This window comes from Streptomyces roseoviridis (assembly GCF_039535235.1).
GTDB lineage: Bacteria > Actinomycetota > Actinomycetes > Streptomycetales > Streptomycetaceae > Streptomyces > Streptomyces roseoviridis.
The window spans coordinates 628,488-649,436 of sequence record NZ_BAAAWU010000001.1 but is presented as its reverse complement, the minus strand read 5'-3'; the positions used below and the strand labels follow the sequence as shown (position 1 = coordinate 649,436).

Sequence of the window (20,949 nt, the reverse complement as noted above, 5' to 3'; positions counted from 1 at the left end):
ACATCGGGGGACGACGGCGGGGCAAGGGGCATGCTGTCACCGACCTTTCGGTCACGACGGAGGGATTGAGTGCCCCATGCTGATCGGCCCCGACACGCCTTGGTGCCCACTACTGGGCACCATCCGGGTGCGGCCGGTCACATTGCGCTGCGGGCGTGGGTCGCGATCGATGTGATGTCGTGGATCAACAGTCCGCCGCCCGGATCCGTCTCCAACCAGCCCTCTTCCCGCCAGGGCTTGATCGCTGCACCGACTGCGTTGCGGGACGCACCGATCATCTGGGAGAGCTCTTCTTGAGTCAGTCGGACACTGACCGCCGGTCGATTCGTCGTAGCCGCATCCACGAGCCGGCTCAGGGCGCTGGCCAGGCGTACGGGAACACACGCGGTGGCGAGTTCGAGCCTGACGGTCTCGGACTCCCTGACCCGCGCGATCGCATGGCGCAGCAACGGGTTGAGCAGGCCGTTGCTCTCGACGAAGGAAAGGAATTGGAGGGCCGGAATGAGGTGCACGCGGCAGGGTTCCGCGGCGATCACAGAAGCAGAGCGGGGCCGCGCATCCAGGACGGCCAGTTCGCCGAGCAGCTCACCGGGCCCGCGTACCGCGAGCAGGGCCCGTTCTCCGTTCGGCCCCGTCAGCGTCACGAGGGTCGAGCCCGAAGCCAGCAGGACCACATGGGTGCCGGGATCCCCCTGCCGTAGGAGGACGCTGCGGGCCGGGCGCACCCGCATGGGGGCGAGCTCACGCAACTGCGACCACAGACTCTGGCCGATCACTGCCATGTGCGACTGATACATATCCCCCCAAACGTAGGGACCAACCCACAGAGGGTGAGATTTTCAAGACATGAGGAAGGTGAGCAACAGGGCTAATCCGGCCACACTGACTGCGGCCACAGTGAGATCGACGGCCACCCGGATCGCCCGGAACTTTCGGCGCGCGAGGGTGGTCAGAGCGGCCTCACGTTCCGGCAACTCGGAGCAGTTCACCGGGCGTCGTGGGCCGGATGCCGACGCGTGCCTGCTTCCGGTGCCTCCGCCGACGAAATCCTCACGCCAAACGAGCCCGTCGTCCTTCGGGAAGATGGGGCGCAGTGCCGTCAAGGCTGATACCAGGGCTGCCCCGACCAGCGTGCCCACCAATGCCACAGCCACACTGAGCACGCGCGACGAGCTGACAGGTGTGGACAGGGCCGTCCCTGCCGTGATCGCAAGCAATGCACCAGTGACTCCGCACAGCGCTGTCGCTTTTGTATCCGCACGCTGAACCTCGACGAACATCCTGGTTTCGCCACTTGGGGGAACGCCAGTGGCTGTTGAGGCGGACAGCGGGACGTTCTGCGGTTCGGATCCTTCCACTGCCTTCTCCTTTTCGTTGCCTTGCGGCTCGGAGTAGCAGTCTGGGCAGACAGTCGGAACGCAGCTGCCCAACAGGTGGTAGCCGCCGCGATCGATCGGTCACAGTCGGGAGCCACGCTTGGTTTGAACCACAAGGCTGCCCAGCTTGTGTGCTCCCCACCGAGGCGGCGGGTCGTGTCAGTGAATCACGGCTTTCAGCTCGGGGCGGGGTAACCCGTAGTCGCGGCCAGGTGCCTGTGGAGCATCAGCGAGTCCTTGGGACCACCCCACCGCCTATTGTTTGGGACCGGGTGAAGCCCCGGGATGCCAGGTGCGTTCAACGACTTCCCGGTCGATGTGGAGGGTGGCTCCGTGCCGTACGAAGTGCGTACCTGGCGCATCGTCAGATAAGTCAGCATCTGGTCAGCATCAGTTCACGCACCTTACGAGACGGCTGTTCAGACAGGTGCGTGGTCGGCGATGGTGCAACAGGCTGTTCGCAGGGAAGCGCAGGCAGGGAGCGCCCTACATGGAGTGAAGCGATGTTGCTCACAATCTTCGTCTCAGGCGCGTGCCAGTTGTAGGGTGATACCGCCTTTGACCTGCACAAAGCAGGCAGGGAGCCGTCACCCAGGAGTCCAACATGCTGCGCACCATGTTCAAGTCCAAGATCCACCGTGCCACCGTCACCCAGGCCGACCTCCACTACGTCGGCTCCGTGACGATCGACGCCGAGCTGATGGAGGCCGCCGACCTGCTGCCCGGCGAGCTGGTGCACATCGTCGACATCGACAACGGCGCCCGCCTGGAGACGTACGTCATCGAGGGGGAGCGCGGCTCCGGCGTCATCGGGATCAACGGGGCGGCCGCCCATCTCGTGCACCCCGGTGACCTCGTCATCCTCATCAGCTACGCGCAGGTGACGGACGCCGAGGCGCGCAGCCTCGTGCCGCGCGTGGTGCACGTCGACGCCGACAACCGGATCGTGGACCTCGGCGGCGACCCTTCGGCCCCCGTGCCGGGCAGCGACACCGTCCGCCCGCCGCACGCGGTCCCCGCGCAGGTCTGAGCCGCACCGGCGCGCCCGCCCGCCGGGCGCGCCACCCGAATGAATGGGTCCTGGGGGCGGGGGCACACGGACCGGGTGAAGCTTGAGCCGAAACCCGTCCCCGAGTGCCGGAGCGCGTCATGACCCAGCCTCCCGTCCCCGACCCCGTGCCGCCGTCGCCCACGCCGCCGCCCGGTCCGGCGCCGGTGCCCCCGCCGAGCCCCGTGCCTCCGCCCAGCCCCGTACCGCCGCCGAGCCCCGTGCCTCCGCCCAGCCCCGTACCGCCGCCGGATCCGACGCCCGTGCCCGAGCCGGAACCGCAGCCCCAGCCGGGTCCCGCCGGGGTGTGACCCGGGGGAGGTGACGGAAGCGGCGGGGGATTGCCCCGAAGCCCTTGTCACGCACGGTTGCCCGCCCCTACCGTGGGCGACTGCCGATGCGTTCGAGGGGGGCCCATGGCCGTACGCGGGAAACACCGCCGGTACCAGCCGAGCCGGATCAACCGTGCCTCGCTCACCGTCACCGCCGGTGGTGCGGGCATGGCCCTGCCGCTGATCGGCGCGGGCACGGCACAGGCCGCCTCGCTGGACGTGTGGGAGAAGCTCGCCTCCTGCGAGTCCTCGTCCAACTGGCAGATCAACACCGGCAACGGCTACTTCGGCGGTCTGCAGTTCACACAGGCCACCTGGGAGCGCTACGGCGGCACCCACTTCGCCCCGCGCGCCGACCTCGCCTCCAAGGACCAGCAGATCGCCGTCGCCGAGCGCGTGCTCAAGGGCCAGGGGCCCGGCGCCTGGGCGGCCTGCGCCCCTCGCGCCGGACTCGACGCCGCACGCGAAAGCGACGGGCCCGACCGTGGTGACCGGCCCTCCGGGACCGCCGCCCAGACGGCGGGTGTCCGCCCCTTGGCGCAGGCCGCGTTACCCGTCCAGCGGACCGGTCCGGCCGGCGGGGGAGCGCCCGCGAGCCCGACCACCGTGCCGACCGTCCGCGAGATGTACACGGTGACCCCCGGCGACTCCCTGTCGAAGATCGCCCGCGAGCAGCACGTACGGGGCGGTTGGCCCCGGCTGTACGAGGCCAACCGCACGGTGGTCGGCACCGACCCCGACCTGATCCACCCCGGCCAGCGCCTCACCCTGCGCATCGCCGCCCCGGCCGCGCCCTCCGCCCGGCCCGACGTGCGACCGCAGCCGAAGCCGGACGCCCGGCCGTCCACCCCGCCGAAGCAGCTCCCGAAGCAGACGCCCAAGCCCAGGACGACGGCGAAGCCGCCCACGGCGCCCGGTGCGAAGACCTCCACCGCGCCCACGGCGAGGCCGTCCACTCCGCCCGCCGCCAAGCCGGCGCCCACCCGCCCCGCCGCGCAGCCGGTCCACCGCCCCGCGCCCCGGCCCGTCACCGAGCCCGCCGCGAAGCCCTCGGTCAAGCCACCCGCCAGGCCCGTGGCGAAGCCCGTCGCCAAGCCCCCGGCCCGGCCGGCCACAAAGCCCGCGGCCCGGCCGGCCGCCAGGCCCGCGCCGAAGCCGCCCGCCGCCGGCTTCACCTCGCCCGTCGCCGACGGCGACATCGGGACGCGCTACCGCAAGCAGGGCTCCTCCTGGTCCAGCGGCTACCACACGGGCGTCGACTTCCCCGTCCCCACCGGCACCTCGGTGCGGGCCGTGGCCACCGGCCGGGTCGTCTCGGCCGGATGGGCCGGCGCCTACGGATACGAGGTGGTCATCCGCCACCAGGACGGGCGCTACAGCCAGTACGCCCACCTGTCCGCCCTCACCGTGCGTGAGGGGCAGCGGGTCAACACCGGGCAGCGGATCGGGCGTTCAGGGTCGACCGGCAACAGTTCCGGACCGCATCTCCACTTCGAGGTGCGTACGGGTCCCGGGTACGGGTCCGACATCGACCCGCTGGCCTATCTCCGGGCCCGCGGCGTGTCGATCTGACGCCGACGGCGCGTCCCCGGAAGGGGCCGGCCGGTCGGCCCCCGGCCGGTCCACGACCGCCATCCGGTGGACCGTGAGCTCCACCAGGCCGGCCGCCGCCACCGCGCCGCAGATCAGCGCGGCGACGGTGCCGGCCGCCCCGTAGCGGAACGATTCGCCGAACAGGGTCAGGCCCACGACGGCCGCGATCACCGGGTTCACCACGGTGACGGTGGCGAGCGGTGCGGCCAGGCCCGCGTCGCGGTACGAGGCCTGCGACAGCAGCAGCCCCGTGATCGCGAGCGCCGAGAGGACCAGCACACTGGTCCACTCGGCCAGCGGGGCGTTCGCCCTCCACACCTCCGCGACCGTCTTCGTGAACACCGAGGCGAGTCCGAAGGCCACACCGGCCGCCGCGGCGAGGACCACACTGCGCAGCACCGGCCGCCGCACCGCGTGCGCGAGCAGGAACAGCAGCGCCACCGCGCCGAAGGTGCCCAGCGCCAGCAGCGGCCGGGCACCGTCGGACAGCGACCGCGGCCCGTCGCCGCCCGTGACGCTGAGCAGCCCGGCCAGGCCGACGGTCGCCATGACGGCGCCCCGCCAGGCGGTACGGCCGGCCCGGCGGCCCACGAACAGCGCCGCCATCGGCAGCGCGAACACGATGGTGAGGGCGCCCAGCGGCTGGACCAGACTGAGCGGCCCGTACGCGAGCGCGGCGACGTGCAGGGCCGCGCCGAGACCGTTGAGCAGCACGGCGCACCACCACGCCGGCCGGCGCAGCGGGGCGTAGCGCGGACCCGCGGCCGAGGCCGCGACCCGTTCCTGCACGATCGCCGCCGCCGCGTAGGCGACCGCGGAGACGAGGGAGAGCAGGACGGACAGCAGGAGGGGGCTCATACCTCCACGATCTCTCTTCCGGGCGTCCGCGTCGTCGTACCCGGGAACGCGATCACCCGTACCGCGGACGGAGTACGCGGCCCGCCCGTACTCCCGGGGATGTACGCCCCGCCGGTCAGGACGGGCGGAAAGCGACCTCTCCGGTGTCCAGGTCGAACCGGGCGCCCACCACGAGGGCCCGGGAGAAGGCCGCGTCCCGGGTCAGTCGGCGCCGCACCCGGTCCACCTGCGCCCGCACCGTGTTCTCCACCCAGTCGCCCGGCAGGCCCCGGGCCGACCGCGCGGCCGGCGTCAGCTCCTCGACCACCCGCGCCAGGTGCCCCGCGACGGGCTTTCCGGTCCGTACGTGTTCCACGGCGGCCGCCGCGGCCCCGCAGCGCTCGTGGCCGAGGACGACGATCAGCCGCACGCCCAGTTCGTCCACGCCGAACTGGAGGGAGCCGAGCACGGCCTCGTCCAGGGCCTGGCCGGCGGAGCGCACGGTCAGCAGATCGCCCAGCCCCTGGTCGAAGACGAGCTCCGGCGGGACGCGCGAGTCGACGCAGCCGAGCACGACGGCGAAGGGGTGCTGGGCCGCGGCTATGCTCGCGCGCCACGCCGCGTCCTCGTGGGGGTGACGCTGCCGGAGCGCGGTGTAGCGGGCGTTGCCGGCCCGGAGTTCGGCGAGCCCGGCGAGCGGACCCAGCGGACCCAGCGGACCGAGCGGACCGGAAGGGCCGGCCGGGCCACCGGATCGGCGTGCGGGGGAGGGGAGGAGCGCGGGAACCGCCGCCGCCGATGCGGGGGCGGCCGGGGCGGCGGCGGTCGCGAGCCCGGCCAGCCCCAGGGCGAGCAGCCCGCGGCGGCCGGGAGCGGAGGGAGGCGTCATGGAGTTCATGGCCCGAGCGTCGTCCGGCCGGCCGCCGCCCGGCGGTAGGTTTGACAGAGTCATGACCGGTTCCTGACCGAGAGCGTCCGAGTCCGTGAACCGTCCGTGAACCGTCCGTGAACCGGCCGTGGGCAGCGGCACACGAGAGCGGTGGCACCCGGCCGGGCCGGGGCCCGGAGAGGACCAGGGGTGGGCGGCGCGAAGGCGGAGGGCATCGAGGTGGAGGGCATCGAGGTGGAGGGCATCGAGGTGGACGGCGTCGAGGTGGACGGCGTCGAGAGGACGGGCGTGGGGGCGCGCACCCCGGCGGCCGGGGAGGACATCGGCGTGGACCTCGACGCGTGCGCGTCGGTCGGCGGCTTCTTCGCCCTGCGCACCACGGCCCCCGACGGCGGCGGCGACCACCGTCCCCTCGCCCTGCTGTACAGCGGCGCCTACGACACCCCGCTGGCCGCCCGCGTCGACCGGGTCGCCGCCCGGCTGGGCGCGCCCGAGCGACGGGTCGGCGCCTCCGTCGCCCACCTCGGCCTGGCCGCCCGGCTCTGGTCGACCGCCCTCGGCCCCGCCGCCCTGTACGGCCGCTTCCCCGACCTGACCCCCGGCACCCTGCACTGGGACGGCGCCCTGACCTCGCCCGACGACCTGTGGTGGTCCGGCACCGGAACCCGCCCCGGCACCGTCGCCGAACTGCGCGCCGCCGTCCAGGAGGCCCACCTCGTCCCGCTGCACGCGGCCTTCGCCCGCGACGGCCGGATCTCCCCGCGCCTGCTGTGGGGCAACGCGGGCTCCGCACTGGCCGGCGCCCTGCGCGAACTCCTGCGCTGGGCCCGGGCCCACGACCGCCCCGAGGCCGCGCAGCGGGCCGCCGCGCTCGTCCGGGGGCTCTTCGACCACCCCGACCTCGCCCGTACCGTCCGGGGCCCCGCGCTGCGCCGGACCAGCTGCTGCCTCTACTACCGCTGCCCCTCCGGAGGGCTGTGCGGCGACTGTGTGTTCGACCACCCGCCCCGAACGGGTTTGGATCGGCGGCCTCCCGCTCCGTAGAGTTGCGGATTCGGGAGTACCGACGTAATGCAGGCGCGAGCGATCGAGGAACGACGAAGGCCATGACGGTGACTGAAGAGACCCAGGATTACGGGCCGGGCATCGACCCCGAGCGCCTGGCCGTCTGCCTGAGCGTGCTCGACGAGCTCGACAAGCTGGAGGTCGACCACCCGGACGCGATCGCCGTGCGCCGTGCCACCGCCGGCATCTACCGGACGGTGAAGCAGCGCCGTCGTCAGGAGCGCCGGGCCGCCAAGACCGCCCACGACAAGGCGGTCACCGAGGCCACCGCGACCGGCTCCGCCCAGCGCATCGACGACGAGACCGAGGGCCTGCTGCCCTCCTCGGTCACCGAGGAAGGCCGGATCGCGGGCATACTCCAGCGCCCCCGCTCCTGCTACGTCTGCAAGACGCGCTACGTCGAGGTCGACTACTTCTACCACCAGCTGTGCCAGAAGTGCGCCGCCGAGAACCGGGCCCGGCGCGACGCCCGCGCCGACCTCACCGGCAAGCGCGCCCTGCTCACCGGCGGCCGGGCCAAGATCGGCATGTACATCGCGCTGCGGCTGCTCCGCGACGGCGCGCACACCACCATCACCACGCGCTTCCCCAAGGACGCCATCCGCCGCTTCAAGGCGATGGAGGACTCCGCGGACTGGATGCACCGCCTGGAGGTGGTCGGCATCGACCTGCGCGACCCCGCCCAGGCCGTGGCGCTCGCCGACCAGGTCGCCGAGGCCGGTCCGCTCGACATCCTGGTCAACAACGCGACCCAGACCGTGCGCCGGCTGCCCACCGCGTACGCCGCCCTGGTCGAGGGCGAGAACGCCCCGCTGCCCGCCGGCGAGCTGCCCGCCCACCACGTCATCGGCGCCTTCAACTCCGGCGCCGTCGGCGAGCTCGTCGGGCCGGCGGGCCTGCCGGCCGGCGTCAGCGGCCTCGACGCGCAGGCGGTCGCCGACCTCGCGCTGGTCGGGGGCAACGCCAGCGTCGCCCGGCACCTCGACGGCACCGCGATCGACGCGGGCGGCCTGGTGCCGGACGTCGTCGACACCAACACCTGGGTGCAGACCATCGAGCAGATCTCCCCGGTGGAGCTGCTGGAGACCCAGCTGTGCAACTACACGGCCCCGTTCATCCTGATCAGCAAGCTGCGACAGGTGATGGCGGAGGCGGCCGCGAAGGCGGCCAGCCGCCGCGCGTACGTCGTCAACGTCTCCGCGATGGAGGGCGTCTTCGGCCGCGGCTACAAGGGCGCCGGGCACCCGAACACCAACGCCGCCAAGGCCGCGATCAACATGGTGACGCGGACCAGCGCACAGGAGATGTTCGAGACCGACGGCATCCTCATGACCTCGGTCGACACCGGCTGGATCACCGACGAGCGCCCGCACTTCGACAAGCTGCGCCTCGCCGAGGAGGGCTTCCACGCCCCGCTGGACCTGGTCGACGGCGCCGCCCGGGTCTACGACCCGATCGTGCGCGGCGAGCAGGGCGAGGACCTGTACGGCGTCTTCCTCAAGGACTACGCCCCCGGCAACTGGTGATCCGACCGGATCCGACCGGATCCGACCGCCGTCCACGGACCTCGTACGACCGTCATCCGATCGATCATCGGGCGTCCGACCTCGGCAAACGGGCCAGTGTCACCCGATCGCGTCACACTTTTGTGCCCCATAGAGCGCTGACGCGCTCATCTGGTTAGTCTGATGTCCACGGTCGGCCACAGGGGTTTCACCGAACCCCCACGGCCGGCCAGGGGACAGGTCTTCCACCAAGGCCGCGGTCCCGCCCGCAGAACGGCGCCACCGCGACCGAACGGCCTCTCGTCCCTTTTGAACGCGACACAAAGGAGTGCGCGGTGACATCTGAACTGACCAAGCAGGACCAGTCTCCGGCCGAACCGACCGAGCGTCCGCGCCGGTCCGGCGAACTCGGCAGCCTCGAAGTGTGGGCCCGCTCGGCCCCCATTCGCCTCGCCGGCTACGAGGACGACCTCGCCGAGCCGCACATCCTGCCCGGCATCGACTGAGCCGCGACTGCCGCCACGCCCGTGCCCCCGGCCGATCCCCGGTCGGGGGCACGGGCGTGTCCGGCGGACGCCCGGGGTCAGTCCCGCAGCCGCACCGGCGGCATGTACTCCCTCAGCAGCGTCCGGTGCCACCACGCCCCGGTCGTCCGCAGCTCGCGCCACGTGGTGAAGCGGTAGCGGTAGAGACGGGCCCGGACGTGGGTGGGCGGCGCGTCCGGGAACGGGTTGTGGCGCAGCAGCCGCAGGGTGTCGCGGTCACCGGCGAGCAGGCGCTCGACGAACGGACCGAACCAGTCGCGGGCGTAGGCGGGGGAGAGCGCCGCGAACCACATCAGCCAGTCGAGGCGCAGGTGGTACGGCGCGTACTGGCGCGGCAGCCGGCGCGGATCGCCCGGCTTTCCCCTGAAGCCGTACTCCTTCCACTCGGTGCCCGGGCCGGGGTCCGCGTCGTCCGTGCCCTCGATCACGATCTCGTCCCGCACCCGGCCGACCGTGCCGAAGGCGCCATAGGTGTTGACCAGGTGCAGCGGGTCGTACGAGCGGTTCATGGCCTGCCGCCGGGAGAGCAGGTTGCGGGCCGGCTGGTAGCTGCGGAACAGGATCAGGGCCGCGGCGGCGCACACCACGACCACGTACCACAGCGGCGCCTCGGGCTGCGGGTGGTCGCCCACCAGGAGCGAGCCGTCGACGACCGAGAGCGCGAGCACGATGGTCAGCCAGTTCAGCCAGGCGAAGTTCCCGGAGAGCACCAGCCAGAGCTGGGTCACCACCATCAGCCCGGCCGCGGCCGTCGCCACCGGCTGAGGCGCGAAGAGCAGGACGGGCACCCCGAGCTGTACGACGTGGTTGGCGGCGCACTCGACCTTGTGCAGGGGGCCCGGCAGACGGTGGAAGAACCAGCTCAGCGGGCCGGGCATCGGCTGGGTCTCGTGATGGTGGTGCAGGCAGGTCAGATCGCGCCAGCAGCGGTCGCCGCGGATCTTGATGAGTCCGGCGCCGAACTCCACCCGGAACAGCAGCCAGCGCAGCAGGTAGAGCACGACGACCGGCGGTCCGGTGTCGTCGTTGCCGAGCAGGACGGCGAGGAAGCCGGTCTCCAGGAGCAGGGACTCCCAGCCGAAGGAGTACCAGGTCTGGCCCACGTTCACGATGGACAGGTACATCGCCCAGATCAGCAGCCACAGCAGCATCGACACGGGCAGCGGCACCGCGTCGCCCGCGCCCGCCATCAGGGCCAGCGCCAGGGCCGCCCCGGTCCACGCGACCGTCGCGAAGAGCCGGTCGGAGTAGCGCCACTGGAACAGGCTGGGCGCGCGCCGGGCCGGGACGGCGCGCACGAAGTCCGGCACCGGCAGCATGCCGCGCTCGCCGATGAGGGCCCGGAACTGCAGACCGGCCGAGACGAAGGCGACCAGATACAGTCCGGCGAGCCCACGCTGGAAGACGATCCGGCTCAGCCAGTGGTCAGGGGCGGTGAACCACTCCACGGCGTCCGCGTGCGGCGCGGGATGTCAGCGCTTCTCGTCGTCCGCCGCCGTGCGCTCGCCCTCCGCCTGCGAGGGGGTCGTGCGGGCCACCATCGGGTGGACGTGCGCCTTCTGCTGCGCGTCCATGTCTTCGTCGAGACGCTCGCCCTCGGCCTGTGAGGGGCTGGTGTACTCGTCGTACTGGCTCATGGCCGCCTCCTTCGAGGAGCACGCGGGAGTACAGAAGGAGCGTAACTCTCCTCGGCGCCCGGTTCCCCTCGGTGTCCGGTTCTCCTCCGCGCGCGGCTCTCCTCGGTGTCCGGCTCTCCTCGGCGCGCGGCTCTCGCCCGCGCCCGGCTCTCGCCCGCGCGCGGCTCGCACCCGCACCCGGCTCCCGCCCGGCTCTCGCCCGCGCCCGGAGCTCCGGGCCCTGCCCGTGACCGGGGCGGTCAGGGCGCCCGGACCATTCGGACGCGTCCCGATTGCGGACCCCCGGCCCCTGCGGCAGACATGAAGAGCGGCAGACACGAGGCAACGACACGGGCGAAGGCGGGAGACCCAGGTGCGCGACGCGATCCGACGATGGCCCACGCGGTCCGGTGCCGGAGCGGCCACCGCGCTGGCCGCCGCCCTGCTCCTCGCCGGCTGCTCCTCCGGCGGCCCCGATGACCCGGGCGAACCGGCCGCCCGGCAGACCACCGCGGCGGCCGCCGCCCGCGAGGTGCTGCTCCAGCCGGCCGACTCCCCGGGCCCGGCCCCCTTCACCCCCTCCACCGTCCTCGAGGGCCCGCCCCCGAACCCCGGAGCCCCGCCCGCCGCCGGCGTCGGCGAACCGGCGCCCGCCGGCCGCGCCCTCACCGGCGCCACCCCCGGCCTCTACGGCGGCACCCGCTCGGTCGCCAGCTGCGACGTCGAGCGGCAGATCTCCTTCCTCACCGCCGACGGCAGCCGGGCCCGGGCCTTCGCCGAGGCCGCCGGCATCCCCGAGGGCAACATCGCCGGCTGGCTGCGCGGCCTCACCCCCGTCCTGCTGCGCGCCGACACCCGGGTCACCGGCCACGGCTTCCGCGACGGCGGGCCCACCGCCTTCCAGTCCGTCCTCCAGGCCGGTACGGCCGTCCTCGTCGACCCGTACGGAACCCCGCGCGTCCGCTGCGGCTGCGGCAACCCGCTGCGCTCCCCGGTCGACACCCGGGGCGCCGCGCACTCCGGGAAACCCTGGCCCGGATACCGGCCCGACCGGGTCCTCGCCATCACCCCGACCAGCACCGTCGTCACCCGCCTGGTGATCGCGAACAACGCCGACAACACCTGGATCGAGCGGAAGACCGGCAGCCGCGGCGACCAGGACCGCAGGCCCGACGTCCTGCCGCCCTGCGCCCCCGCCTCCTGCGACCTCGTCGCCGCGCCGCCCGCGCCCCTCCCGGACGGCCCCGCCGCGCAGCCGCCCACCGTGCCTCCCGCGGACCCCACCGCTCCCGCCGACCCCGGCGTGCCCGAGCAGCCCGACGCGCCGGCACCGGACGACGGCACGACCGCCCCCGTCCCCGAGGTACCGGACGACGGCGGGACGGCACCCGTCCCGGAGGAGCCCGTGGTGCCGGAGCCGCCCGACCTGCCCGTGCCGCCCGACGGACCCCAGGAGCAGCCGCCGCACGAGCCGCCGCCCTCCTTCGAGGAACTGTTCCCGGACGAGACCGCGCCGCAGCAGCCCGAGACCTTCGAGGGCTGAAGTGGGCACCGTGGACGCGTTGTTGCCAAGCTGTTGCCGATCTTCACCGTGCGCGGCGGCGTGGCTGCGCCTAGCGTGGCCACCATGAACGCGGGCAGAGGGGGCGGGGAGGCGGCCGAGCGGTGCCGCTGCGCAGTGGGGACGGACGGACCGGCCTGCTGCTTCCTCCATGAGTTCGGCCGGGAATTCCGGATGGGCAGCTTCGACTGGGACCTGGCCACCGGCCGGATGACCATGGACGAGGGCGCCCTCAACGTCTTCGACATGGCGCCCGGCGAGTACGACGGCGATCCCAGGACCCTCGGCTCGCGCGTCCTGTCCGACGAGAGCCGCCGCCTCGACGCCCTGGTCGCCCAGGCACTCAAGGACGGCAGCGAACGCTACGGCGCCTACTTCCGCATCCGCACCCGCGCGGGCGTCCAGCGCTGGACGCACACCCAGGGCCTCGTACGGCGCGACGAGGAGGGCCGGCCGGTCCGTATCGTCGGGGTCGTCCGCGACGCCTCCGAGGAGCTCACCGAGTCCGCCGCCCGCCTCGGCCTCGACGAGGGCCGCCGGCAGCGCACCAGCGTCGTCGAGGGCATGACGGCCGCCCTCGCCCACGCCCGGACCGTCCAGGACATCATCGACCTGCTCAACGACTCCCAGGGCCTGGAGCACTTCGGCGCCGCCAGCCTCGTCATGGGCCTCCTGGAGGCCGGGCGCATCCACCTCGTCGCCGAAGGGCCCGACGGCGCCTTCGTCCCCGGCACCCGCTTCACCCGTGTGGACGAGCCCTACCCGATGAGCGAGGTCGTCCGCACCCTGCGGCCCCGCTTCATCGAGTCCCCCGAGGACTTCGCGAGCTCCTACCCGATCCTGTGGCCCCACATCAGCGGACTCGGCATCACCTCCGCCGCCTACCTCCCGCTGATCGCCCAGGCCCGCCCCATCGGCGCCCTCGGCCTGCTCTACAGCGACCGCACCGGCTTCAGCGCCGACGAGCGCAACCTCCTCGTCGCCCTCGGCAGCTCCATCGCCCAGAGCCTCCAGCGCGCCATGCTGTACGAGCAGGAGCACGACCTCGCCGAGGGCCTCCAGCAGGCGATGCTGCCCCGCCGCATCCCCGACGTTCCCGGCACCCAGATAGCGGTCCGCTACCGCTCCGCCCGGCTCGGCCGCGACATCGGCGGTGACTGGTACGACATCATCCCGCTGCCCGGGGGCCGCGTCGGCGCCGTCATCGGGGACGTGCAGGGCCACGACACCCACGCCTCCGCCGTCATGGGCCAGCTGCGGATCGTGCTGCGCGCCTACGCGGCCGAGGGCCACACGCCCGCCACCGTCATGGCCCGCGCCTCCGTCTTCCTCCACGAACTCGACACCGAGCGCTTCGCCACCTGCACGTACGCGGAGGCCGACCCCGCCACCGGACTCGTCCAGATCGTGCGCGCCGGGCACGTCGACCCGCTCGTCCAGGACCCGGACGGCACCGCGCACCGGGTCGCCGTCGAGGGCGGCCTCCCGCTCGGCCTCTCCGCCGAGTTCGGCCGGCTCGACTATCCCGTCACCACCGTCGAGCTCGACCCCGGCCACACCCTCCTGCTCTACACCGACGGCCTGGTCGAGAAGCCCGGCGCCGACCTCGACGAGGGCCTCCAGTGGCTGTCCTCACTGGTCAAGCGCGGCCCGCGGAACCTCGCCCAGCTCGCCGACCACCTCTGCGACGTCGTCGACGAACGCGGCGGCGAGGACGACGTGGCCGTCCTGCTGCTGCGTCGCGAGGGCGCCCACCCGCCCGCGTCGGGCGGCCGCCTCCAGCAGCACGTGGGCCAGAACGACCCCGAGGCCCTCCGCTCCGCCCGCCACATGATCCGCGCCGCCGTGCGGGCCTGGGGCGCGGCGGGCCGCGCCGACGAGATCGAGCTGGTCGCCGACGAGCTGACCACCAACGCCCTGATGCACACCGACGGCGGCGCCATCCTCACCCTGCGCATGCTCTCCGGCCCCGACCGCCGGCTCCGCGTCGAGGTCGAGGACCGCTCCAGCGCCCTGCCCCGTCGCCGCGAGGCCGGTGACTCCGGCGTCTCGGGCCGCGGCCTCCTCCTCGTCGACCGCCTCGCCGACGCCTGGGGCGTGGAGCCCCGCGGCAGCGGCAAGTGCGTGTGGTGCGAGTTCGTGACCGAACCCCGGGAAGCCTGACCACGGCGCGGGCCCGGCGCCCGGCGCCCGGGGGCCTGCCCGCCGGACGGCAGGCGTACGGCGCCGCCGCCCGGCCGCCGGTGACCGTCCTCTTCCGCCGCCGTCCGCCCCGGCGACGCGCCGGGGAGCCCGCTCCTCCGCCGGATCCCACCGCCCGCGCGACCACGTGGCTCTCCCGACGCGCGCCCGCACCGCCCGTGCGGCAGGCTGTGGGCATGCCCGAGTTGCCCGAGGTGGAAGCCCTCCGCGTGTTTCTGGACGAGCAGCTCGTGGGCAAGGAGATCGCCCACGTGCTGCCCGTCGCGATCAGTGTGCTCAAGACCTACGACCCGCCGCTGAGCGCGCTCGACGGGACGCGGGTGACCGGGGTGGCCCGGTACGGCAAGTTCCTCGGGGTCGAGGCGGGGGGACTGCACCTGCTCACGCACCTGGCGCGGGCCGGGTGGCTGCAGTGGAAGGACGTGCTGCCCTCCGGTGCGCCCCGGCCCGGAAAGGGACCGCTGGCGCTGCGGGTCGCGCTCACCGGGGGCGACGGCTTCGACCTCACCGAGGCCGGCACCACCAAACGGCTCGCCGTCCACCTCGTCCGGGACCCCGCCGAGGTGCCCGGCGTGGCGCGGCTCGGGCCCGACCCGCTCGGCGAGGACTTCGACCTCGCCGCCTTCACCGCCCTCCTCGCCGGCGAACGGCGCCAGATCAAGGGCGCCCTGCGCGACCAGAGCCTCATCGCCGGCATCGGCAACGCCTACAGCGACGAGATCCTCCACGCCGCGAAGATGTCCCCCTTCAAGCCCACCCAGAACCTCACCGAGGAGGAGACCGCCACCCTCTACACGGCGCTGCGCACCACCCTCGCCGAGGCCGTCGAACGCTCCCACGGCCTCGCCGCCGGCCGGCTCAAGGCCGAGAAGAAGAGCGGCCTGCGCGTCCACGGCCGCACCGGCGAACCCTGCCCGGTCTGCGGTGACACCATCCGCGAGGTCTCCTTCAGCGACTCCTCCCTGCAGTACTGCCCCACCTGCCAGACCGGCGGCAGACCGCTCGCCGACCGCCGGCTGTCCAAGCTCCTCAAATAGGCCCGCGCGGCCTGAAATAGACTCCCGCGCATGCTGCGCGTACTGGCCGTCGACGACGAGGCGCCGGCCCTCGGGGAACTGCTCTACCTGCTGCGGGCCGACCCTCGGGTGCGCAGCGCCGAGGGCGCGGCGGACGCCACCGAGGCGCTGCGCCGGATCGGGCGCGCCCTGGAGGCGGGGCCCGACGGGGACGAGGGCGTCGACGTCGTCTTCCTCGACATCCACATGCCCGGACTCGGCGGGCTCGACCTGGCCCGGCTGCTCGGCGGCTTCGCCCGGCGCCCGCTGATCGTGTTCGTCACCGCCCACGAGGGCTTCGCCGTCCAGGCGTTCGACCTGGAGGCCGTCGACTACGTGCTCAAGCCCGTGCGCCGCGAACGCCTCGCCGAGGCCGTGCGCCGCGCCCACGACCTGGTCCACGCGCAGGCCGCGCACCACACCCCCCCACCGCCCGAGCAGATCCCGGTCGAACTCGGCGGCGTCACCCGCTTCGTGTCCGTCGACGACATCGCCTACGTGGAGGCGCACGGCGACTACGCCCGCCTGCACACCGACCACGGCAGCCACCTCGTCCGCATCCCGCTGTCCACCCTCGAAGAGCGCTGGGCCGCCCGCGGCTTCGTCCGCATCCACCGCCGCCACCTCGTCGCCCTGACCCGCATCGACGAGCTCCGCCTCGACGGCGGCGCGACCTCCGTGCGGGTCGGCGACGCCGAACTCGCCGTCTCCCGCCGCCACGCCCGCCACCTGCGCGACCTGCTGATGCGGCGGGCCGGCGGCTGACCGGCGGACCCCCGCCGAAGACCCCTACCGGGCCCGCGCCCCTTCTGCGTACACTCCTCGGACCCACCGGACCGTGAGAGAGCGGACGCCCATGTCCGAGGACCCCCAGCGCCGGCCGCGGCGCGAGACCGTCACGTACGCGACGGCCCTCGGCGACGGCCCCGTGCCCCGGCCCCGCCCCCATCACGCGCCCGCCCGCTCCGAGATCAGCGAGCAGACCACCCTCGGCCACACCTACGTCCGCTCCCTGATGCGCAGCCAGCTCCGTGCCGCCCTCACCGGACTCGGCGCGCTCGTCCTGCTCGTCGGCTCCCTGCCGCTGCTGCTCGCCCTGCCCGCGCCCGAGGCCGTCGTCTGGGGCGTGCTCGGCGTCGGCGTGCACCCGGTCGTCTGGGCCGTCGCCCGCTGGTACGTGCGCCGCGCCGAGCGCAACGAACGCGACTTCACCGTCCTCGTCGAACGGTGACCCGTCCCCGATGAGCCGGATCCCGTGAACCAGGCCCACGCGGTCGCCGCCGTCACCGCCGTCGTCCTCGCCACCGTCCTCATCGGCGGTCTCGGCCTGCGGATCTCCCGTACCACCTCCGACTTCTTCGTGGCCTCGCGCACCGTCGGCCCCCGGCTCAACGCGGCCGCCATCAGCGGCGAGTACCTCTCCGCGGCCTCCTTCCTCGGCATCGCCGGGCTCGTCCTCGTCCAGGGCCCCGACATGCTCTGGTACCCGGTCGGCTACACCGCCGGCTACCTCGTCCTGCTGCTCCTCGTCGCCGCCCCGCTGCGCCGATCCGGCGCGTACACGCTGTCCGACTTCGCCGAGGCGCGCCTCGAGTCGCCGCGGGCCCGCCGCCTCGCCAGCCTCTTCGTCGTCGGCATCGGCTGGCTCTATCTGCTGCCCCAGCTCCAGGGCGCCGGACTCACCCTGGAGATCCTCACCGGCGCCCCCGACTGGCTCGGCGGTCTCGTCGTCGCCCTCGTCGTCACCGGCATCGTCGCCGCCGGAGGCATGCGGAGCATCACCTTCGTCCAGGCGTTCCAGTACTGGCTCAAGCTCACCGCCCTGCTCGTCCCCGCCCTCTTCCTCCTCGCCGCCTGGTACGGGGACGGCGCCCCCCGCGCCCGCTTCGACGCACCCGCCGTCTTCCGCGAGCACACCGCCGTCCGGGTCGCCGACACGGTACGGATCGAGGTCGGGGCACCGCTGACGCTCACCGTCACCGGCCGCGTCGACGGCCGCCCGCACGACGGTGACACGGTCACGCTGCGCCCCGGCACCCACCGCGTCGACGCCGGCACGGCACTCGCCTTCCCCGCCGGCACGCCCGTCCCCGCCCGGACGTCCAGCGGCACCGACCCCCTCGGCTGGTCCCAGCCGCTGGCCGGCGGCCGCGACGGCCACCAGCTGTACGCCACCTACGGGCTGATCCTCGCCACCTTCCTCGGCACCATGGGCCTGCCGCACGTCGCCGTCCGCTTCTACACCAGCCCGCACGGCCGGGCCGCCCGCCGCACCACCCTCGTCGTCCTCGGCCTGGTCGGCGGCTTCTACCTGCTGCCGCCGCTGTACGGGGCGCTCGGCCGGATCTACGCCCCCGAACTCGCCCTGACCGGCGCCGCCGACGCCGCCGTGCTGGTCCTGCCGGAGCGGATGCTCGGCGGTGCCCTCGGCGACCTGCTCGGCGCGCTCCTCGCGGGCGGCGCCTTCGCGGCGTTCCTCTCGACGGCCTCCGGCCTGACCATGTCCGTCGCCGGCGTCCTCGCCCAGGACGTGCTGCCCGCGCGGGGCGCCCGTCACTTCCGGCTGGACTTCCGGCTCGCGAGCCTGCTCGCCACCGCCGTGCCGCTGAGCGCCGGGGCCGTCGCCTCCGAGGTGCCGGTCGCCGACGCCGTCGGCCTCGCCTTCGCCGTGTCCGCCTCGTCGTTCTGCCCGCTGCTCGTCCTCGGCATCTGGTGGCGGCGGCTCACCCCGCCCGGCGCCGTCGCCGGGCTGCTGCTCGGCGGCGGCTCGGCCCTCGCCGCCGTCATGGCCACCCGGGCCGGGCTGCCGCCGCAGGGGTGGCCGCACACCCTGATGGCCTGGCCCGCCGTCTGGTCGGTGCCCCTCGGCTTCCTCAGCATGATCCTGGTGTCCCTCGCCACCCCGCGCAGCGTCCCGGCCGGAACGCCGGCGATCCTGGCCCGGCTGCACCTGCCGGAGGAGCTCGGCGGCAGGGCGCTGTCCAGGGGAGGCGAGCGGTGACCGGCATCGAACTGGCCGCGGCGGGCGCCACCGGGGCGGTGCTGCTCGCCGCCGGGTTCGTCCTCGGTCGGCTCGCCGCCCGCCGGGGACGCCGGCTCGCCGACCTCGACCTCGGCACACCCGTCGAACGCGCCACCTTCCACACGCTGCACACCGCCTCGCTCGCCGCGCCGCCGCTGCGCGCCGGACTCACCGAGGACACCGCGCGGAAGGCGGCCGGCCGGCTGCGCTCCCTGCTCGGCACCGAGGCGCTGTGCCTCACCGACCGCGGCGCCGTCCTCGCCTGGGACGGCCCCGGCGAGGAGCACCACCGCGAGCGGGTGAGGGACCTGGTCGCCGGGACCCTCGCCTCGGGCCGCAGCCGCTCCGCCCACACCGGGTGCGCCGACGACTGCGCCGACGCCGAGTGCCCGCTGCGCTGGGCGGTGGTCGCCCCGCTCACCGGCGAGGACGGGGTGCTCGGCGCGCTCGTCGCCTACGGCCCTCGGGAGTCGGCGGTCCTGGCGCGGGCGGCGACGGAGGTGGCCCGCTGGGTCTCGGTCCAGCTCGAACTGGCCGAACTCGACCGCTCCCGCACCCGGATCGTGGAGGCCGAGATCCGCGCCCTGCGCGCCCAGATCTCCCCCCACTTCATCTTCAACTCCCTGGCCGCGATCGCCTCGTTCGTCCGCACCGACCCCGAGCGCGCCCGGGAACTGCTCCTGGAGTTCGCCGACTTCACCCGCTACTCCTTCCGCCGGCACGGGGACTTCGCCCAGCTCGCCGACGAACTGCGCGCCATCGAGCAGTACCTCGCCCTCGCCGGCGCCCGGTTCGGGGACCGGCTGAAGGTGACCCTGCGGATCGCGCCCGAGGTGCTGCCGGTGACGCTGCCGTTCCTCTGTCTCCAGCCGTTGGTCGAGAACGCGGTCAAGCACGGACTGGAGGACTCCGCCGAGGGCTGCCGGGTGGTGATCTCCGCCCGGGACGCGGGCGCGGAGGCCGTGGTCACCGTCGAGGACGACGGGGTGGGCATGGACCCCGAGGTGCTCCGCCAGATCCTGCGCGGCGAGCGGCCCTCCGCCTCGGGCCTGGGCCTGTGCAACGTCGACGAACGGCTGCGCCAGGTGTACGGGGCGGAGCACGGCCTGGTCATCGAGACCGGCATCGGCGCGGGCATGAAGGTGACCGTACGGATCCCCAAGTACCGTCCGGGCGTGCACCCGGCGGTGTGACCGGCACCGCGCGCCGGCGGCCCGTCAGCACAGGTGCAGTGCGAGGTGGCCGAGGGCCACGCCCACCTGCCAGGCGGGCAGCCACACCTGCCGGTCCTCGTCGACGCCGCCGAGCCCGGTGAGCCCGGCCAGGTCGGCGGCCCGCAGCTCGGTCGCCCGCAGCCGGCGCCAGGTGTCCCGGGCCAGGGCGGCGTCGGGCCCGTCCGGCGGCGCCCCGTCGAGCCGGGCGGCGACCCAGGCGGACCAGGGGTGGTCGTGGGCGGTACGGCGCAGCCAGCCGTCGGTCCCGTCGCCGGAGAGCAGGATCGTGAGGGCCAGGGTCTGCACCCCGGCCCGGAACTCCAGCGAACCGGGCTCGGCGAGCCCGCTGGTCCGCATCACGTCGTCGGCGACGTACTCTGCGCACAGCCAGTCCATGGGGACGGCGAGACCGCCTCCGCCGGCGCCGTTCGTGCTTTCGGGCAGCACCGTTTCCACCTTCTCCCGGACGTCCTGGTCGAGACCCCGGTGACGAGCCTCCTCCCAGAAGGGCGCGCGCGGGGCGCATTCGCTCAACTCGCCCGGGTGGATCGGGACACGGGCCGGCCCCACATCGGGGCAGGTGGGGGCCGTGTGACGAACGGTAACTGCAGGGGCGCGCGGGGCTGGTCCGGCGGCAAGCGGGACGGGCCGGTCCGGCCGGTTCGCGCGGTGCGTTCAGCCGAGCAGCGCGTACACCGCCGTGGCGTGGGCGGCGGTCTCCTCGGAACCCTCGGCGGTCATCGTGATGTCCGCGAAGGCCATCCGTTTCCCGGCCTTGGTCAGCCGCGCCCGCACCAGGACGTCGGCGCCGGCCACCGCGCGCTGGAAGCTGATCGACTGCTGGACCGTGGTCATCGGGACGAAGCCGCCGCGGGCCGCGGCCACCGCGATCACCGTCGCCGTGTCGGCCGCGGCCATCAGCGCCTGGCCGGAGAGCCCGCCGCCCTCCCGGGCGAGCCGGTCGGACCAGGGCAGCCGCAGGACGGCCTCCTGGCCGTCGACGGAGTCGACGGAGAGCCCCAGGTCGAGCACCCAGGGGGCGAAGTTGTCGGAGAGGATCTTTTCGGCGGCGGCGAGAGTCAGCGTCAC

The 20,949-nt window shown here is 74.0% G+C and carries 20 protein-coding genes; 12 read left to right on the top strand and 8 right to left on the bottom strand.

What is annotated here, in order from left to right; genetic code table 11:
• Positions 1-137 precede the first annotated feature (137 nt).
• Complete coding sequence (locus ABD954_RS02955; protein ID WP_345484151.1) at positions 138-782, bottom strand: Crp/Fnr family transcriptional regulator; 645 nt, start codon at positions 780-782, stop codon at positions 138-140.
• A 57-nt stretch (positions 783-839) separates the two neighbouring features.
• Positions 840-1,358, bottom strand: coding sequence for a Pycsar system effector family protein (locus ABD954_RS02950; RefSeq protein ID WP_345484150.1), 519 nt, complete (start codon positions 1,356-1,358; stop codon positions 840-842).
• A 622-nt stretch (positions 1,359-1,980) separates the two neighbouring features.
• Here ABD954_RS02950 and panD point away from each other — a divergent pair.
• Both panD and ABD954_RS02940 read left to right on the top strand, forming a co-directional pair.
• A complete protein-coding gene (gene panD, locus ABD954_RS02945; protein ID WP_345484149.1) occupies positions 1,981-2,406 on the top strand; it encodes an aspartate 1-decarboxylase in 426 nt (141 codons plus the stop codon).
• 434 nt (positions 2,407-2,840) lie between these two features.
• The gene (locus ABD954_RS02940) at positions 2,841-4,328 is read left to right on the top strand and encodes a peptidoglycan DD-metalloendopeptidase family protein (protein ID WP_345484148.1); all 1,488 of its coding nucleotides are present in this window, start codon (positions 2,841-2,843) and stop codon (positions 4,326-4,328) included.
• Here the strand turns inward: ABD954_RS02940 and ABD954_RS02935 are convergent.
• Positions 4,209-5,207, bottom strand: a complete 999-nt coding sequence (locus ABD954_RS02935) for a DMT family transporter (RefSeq protein ID WP_345484147.1) — start codon at positions 5,205-5,207, stop codon at positions 4,209-4,211. The two genes, ABD954_RS02940 and ABD954_RS02935, sit on opposite strands and share 120 nt — an antisense overlap.
• A 115-nt stretch (positions 5,208-5,322) precedes the next feature.
• Positions 5,323-6,084: a carbonic anhydrase gene (locus ABD954_RS02930; protein WP_345484146.1), complete on the bottom strand. Its 762-nt coding sequence runs from the start codon at positions 6,082-6,084 to the stop codon at positions 5,323-5,325.
• Positions 6,085-6,402: 318 nt separating this feature from the next.
• On the opposite strand from ABD954_RS02930, the gene ABD954_RS02925 reads away from it, so the two are divergent.
• The 3 genes from ABD954_RS02925 (at position 6,403) to ABD954_RS02915 (ending at position 9,151) form a co-directional block, all read left to right on the top strand.
• Positions 6,403-7,119, top strand: a complete 717-nt coding sequence (locus ABD954_RS02925) for an IucA/IucC family C-terminal-domain containing protein (protein WP_345491932.1) — start codon at positions 6,403-6,405, stop codon at positions 7,117-7,119.
• A 62-nt stretch (positions 7,120-7,181) separates the two neighbouring features.
• The gene (locus ABD954_RS02920; protein WP_345484145.1) at positions 7,182-8,666 is read left to right on the top strand and encodes an SDR family NAD(P)-dependent oxidoreductase; all 1,485 of its coding nucleotides are present in this window, start codon (positions 7,182-7,184) and stop codon (positions 8,664-8,666) included.
• Between the two features lie 314 nt (positions 8,667-8,980).
• Positions 8,981-9,151 carry a hypothetical protein gene (locus ABD954_RS02915; RefSeq protein ID WP_345484144.1) on the top strand — a complete coding sequence of 57 codons (171 nt, stop codon included), beginning with the start codon at positions 8,981-8,983 and terminating at the stop codon, positions 9,149-9,151.
• Positions 9,152-9,228: 77 nt separating this feature from the next.
• Here the strand turns inward: ABD954_RS02915 and ABD954_RS02910 are convergent, their stop codons facing one another.
• Together ABD954_RS02910 and ABD954_RS02905 are read right to left on the bottom strand one after the other, a co-directional pair.
• On the bottom strand, positions 9,229-10,638 hold the full coding sequence (locus ABD954_RS02910) for a lipase maturation factor family protein (protein ID WP_345484143.1): 1,410 nt from the start codon (positions 10,636-10,638) through the stop codon (positions 9,229-9,231).
• 24 nt (positions 10,639-10,662) lie between these two features.
• A complete protein-coding gene (locus tag ABD954_RS02905; protein ID WP_345484142.1) occupies positions 10,663-10,827 on the bottom strand; it encodes a hypothetical protein in 165 nt (54 codons plus the stop codon).
• 352 nt (positions 10,828-11,179) lie between these two features.
• Between ABD954_RS02905 and ABD954_RS02900 the strand changes: the two genes are divergently transcribed.
• The 7 genes from ABD954_RS02900 (at position 11,180) to ABD954_RS02870 (ending at position 19,839) form a co-directional block, all read left to right on the top strand.
• Positions 11,180-12,349 (top strand): DUF6777 domain-containing protein, encoded by a 1,170-nt coding sequence (locus ABD954_RS02900; protein ID WP_345484141.1) that lies wholly within the window; start codon positions 11,180-11,182, stop codon positions 12,347-12,349.
• Positions 12,350-12,541: 192 nt separating this feature from the next.
• On the top strand, positions 12,542-14,530 hold the full coding sequence (locus tag ABD954_RS02895) for a SpoIIE family protein phosphatase (protein ID WP_345491930.1): 1,989 nt from the start codon (positions 12,542-12,544) through the stop codon (positions 14,528-14,530).
• Between the two features lie 215 nt (positions 14,531-14,745).
• The gene (locus ABD954_RS02890; RefSeq protein ID WP_345484140.1) at positions 14,746-15,606 is read left to right on the top strand and encodes an Fpg/Nei family DNA glycosylase; all 861 of its coding nucleotides are present in this window, start codon (positions 14,746-14,748) and stop codon (positions 15,604-15,606) included.
• 30 nt (positions 15,607-15,636) lie between these two features.
• Positions 15,637-16,389, top strand: a complete 753-nt coding sequence (locus ABD954_RS02885) for a LytR/AlgR family response regulator transcription factor (protein WP_345484138.1) — start codon at positions 15,637-15,639, stop codon at positions 16,387-16,389.
• Positions 16,390-16,480: 91 nt separating this feature from the next.
• Complete coding sequence (locus tag ABD954_RS02880; protein WP_345484137.1) at positions 16,481-16,855, top strand: hypothetical protein; 375 nt, start codon at positions 16,481-16,483, stop codon at positions 16,853-16,855.
• Between the two features lie 24 nt (positions 16,856-16,879).
• Complete coding sequence (locus ABD954_RS02875) at positions 16,880-18,625, top strand: sodium/solute symporter (RefSeq protein WP_345484136.1); 1,746 nt, start codon at positions 16,880-16,882, stop codon at positions 18,623-18,625.
• On the top strand, positions 18,622-19,839 hold the full coding sequence (locus ABD954_RS02870) for a sensor histidine kinase (RefSeq protein WP_345484135.1): 1,218 nt from the start codon (positions 18,622-18,624) through the stop codon (positions 19,837-19,839). The genes ABD954_RS02875 and ABD954_RS02870 overlap by 4 nt, the downstream gene beginning before the upstream one ends.
• A 24-nt stretch (positions 19,840-19,863) precedes the next feature.
• On the opposite strand, the gene ABD954_RS02865 is transcribed toward ABD954_RS02870, so the two are convergent.
• Together ABD954_RS02865 and ABD954_RS02860 are read right to left on the bottom strand one after the other, a co-directional pair.
• Positions 19,864-20,307 carry a M14 family metallopeptidase gene (locus tag ABD954_RS02865; RefSeq protein ID WP_345484134.1) on the bottom strand — a complete coding sequence of 148 codons (444 nt, stop codon included), beginning with the start codon at positions 20,305-20,307 and terminating at the stop codon, positions 19,864-19,866.
• A 228-nt stretch (positions 20,308-20,535) separates the two neighbouring features.
• Positions 20,536-20,949, bottom strand: a complete 414-nt coding sequence (locus ABD954_RS02860) for a PaaI family thioesterase (RefSeq protein WP_345484133.1) — start codon at positions 20,947-20,949, stop codon at positions 20,536-20,538.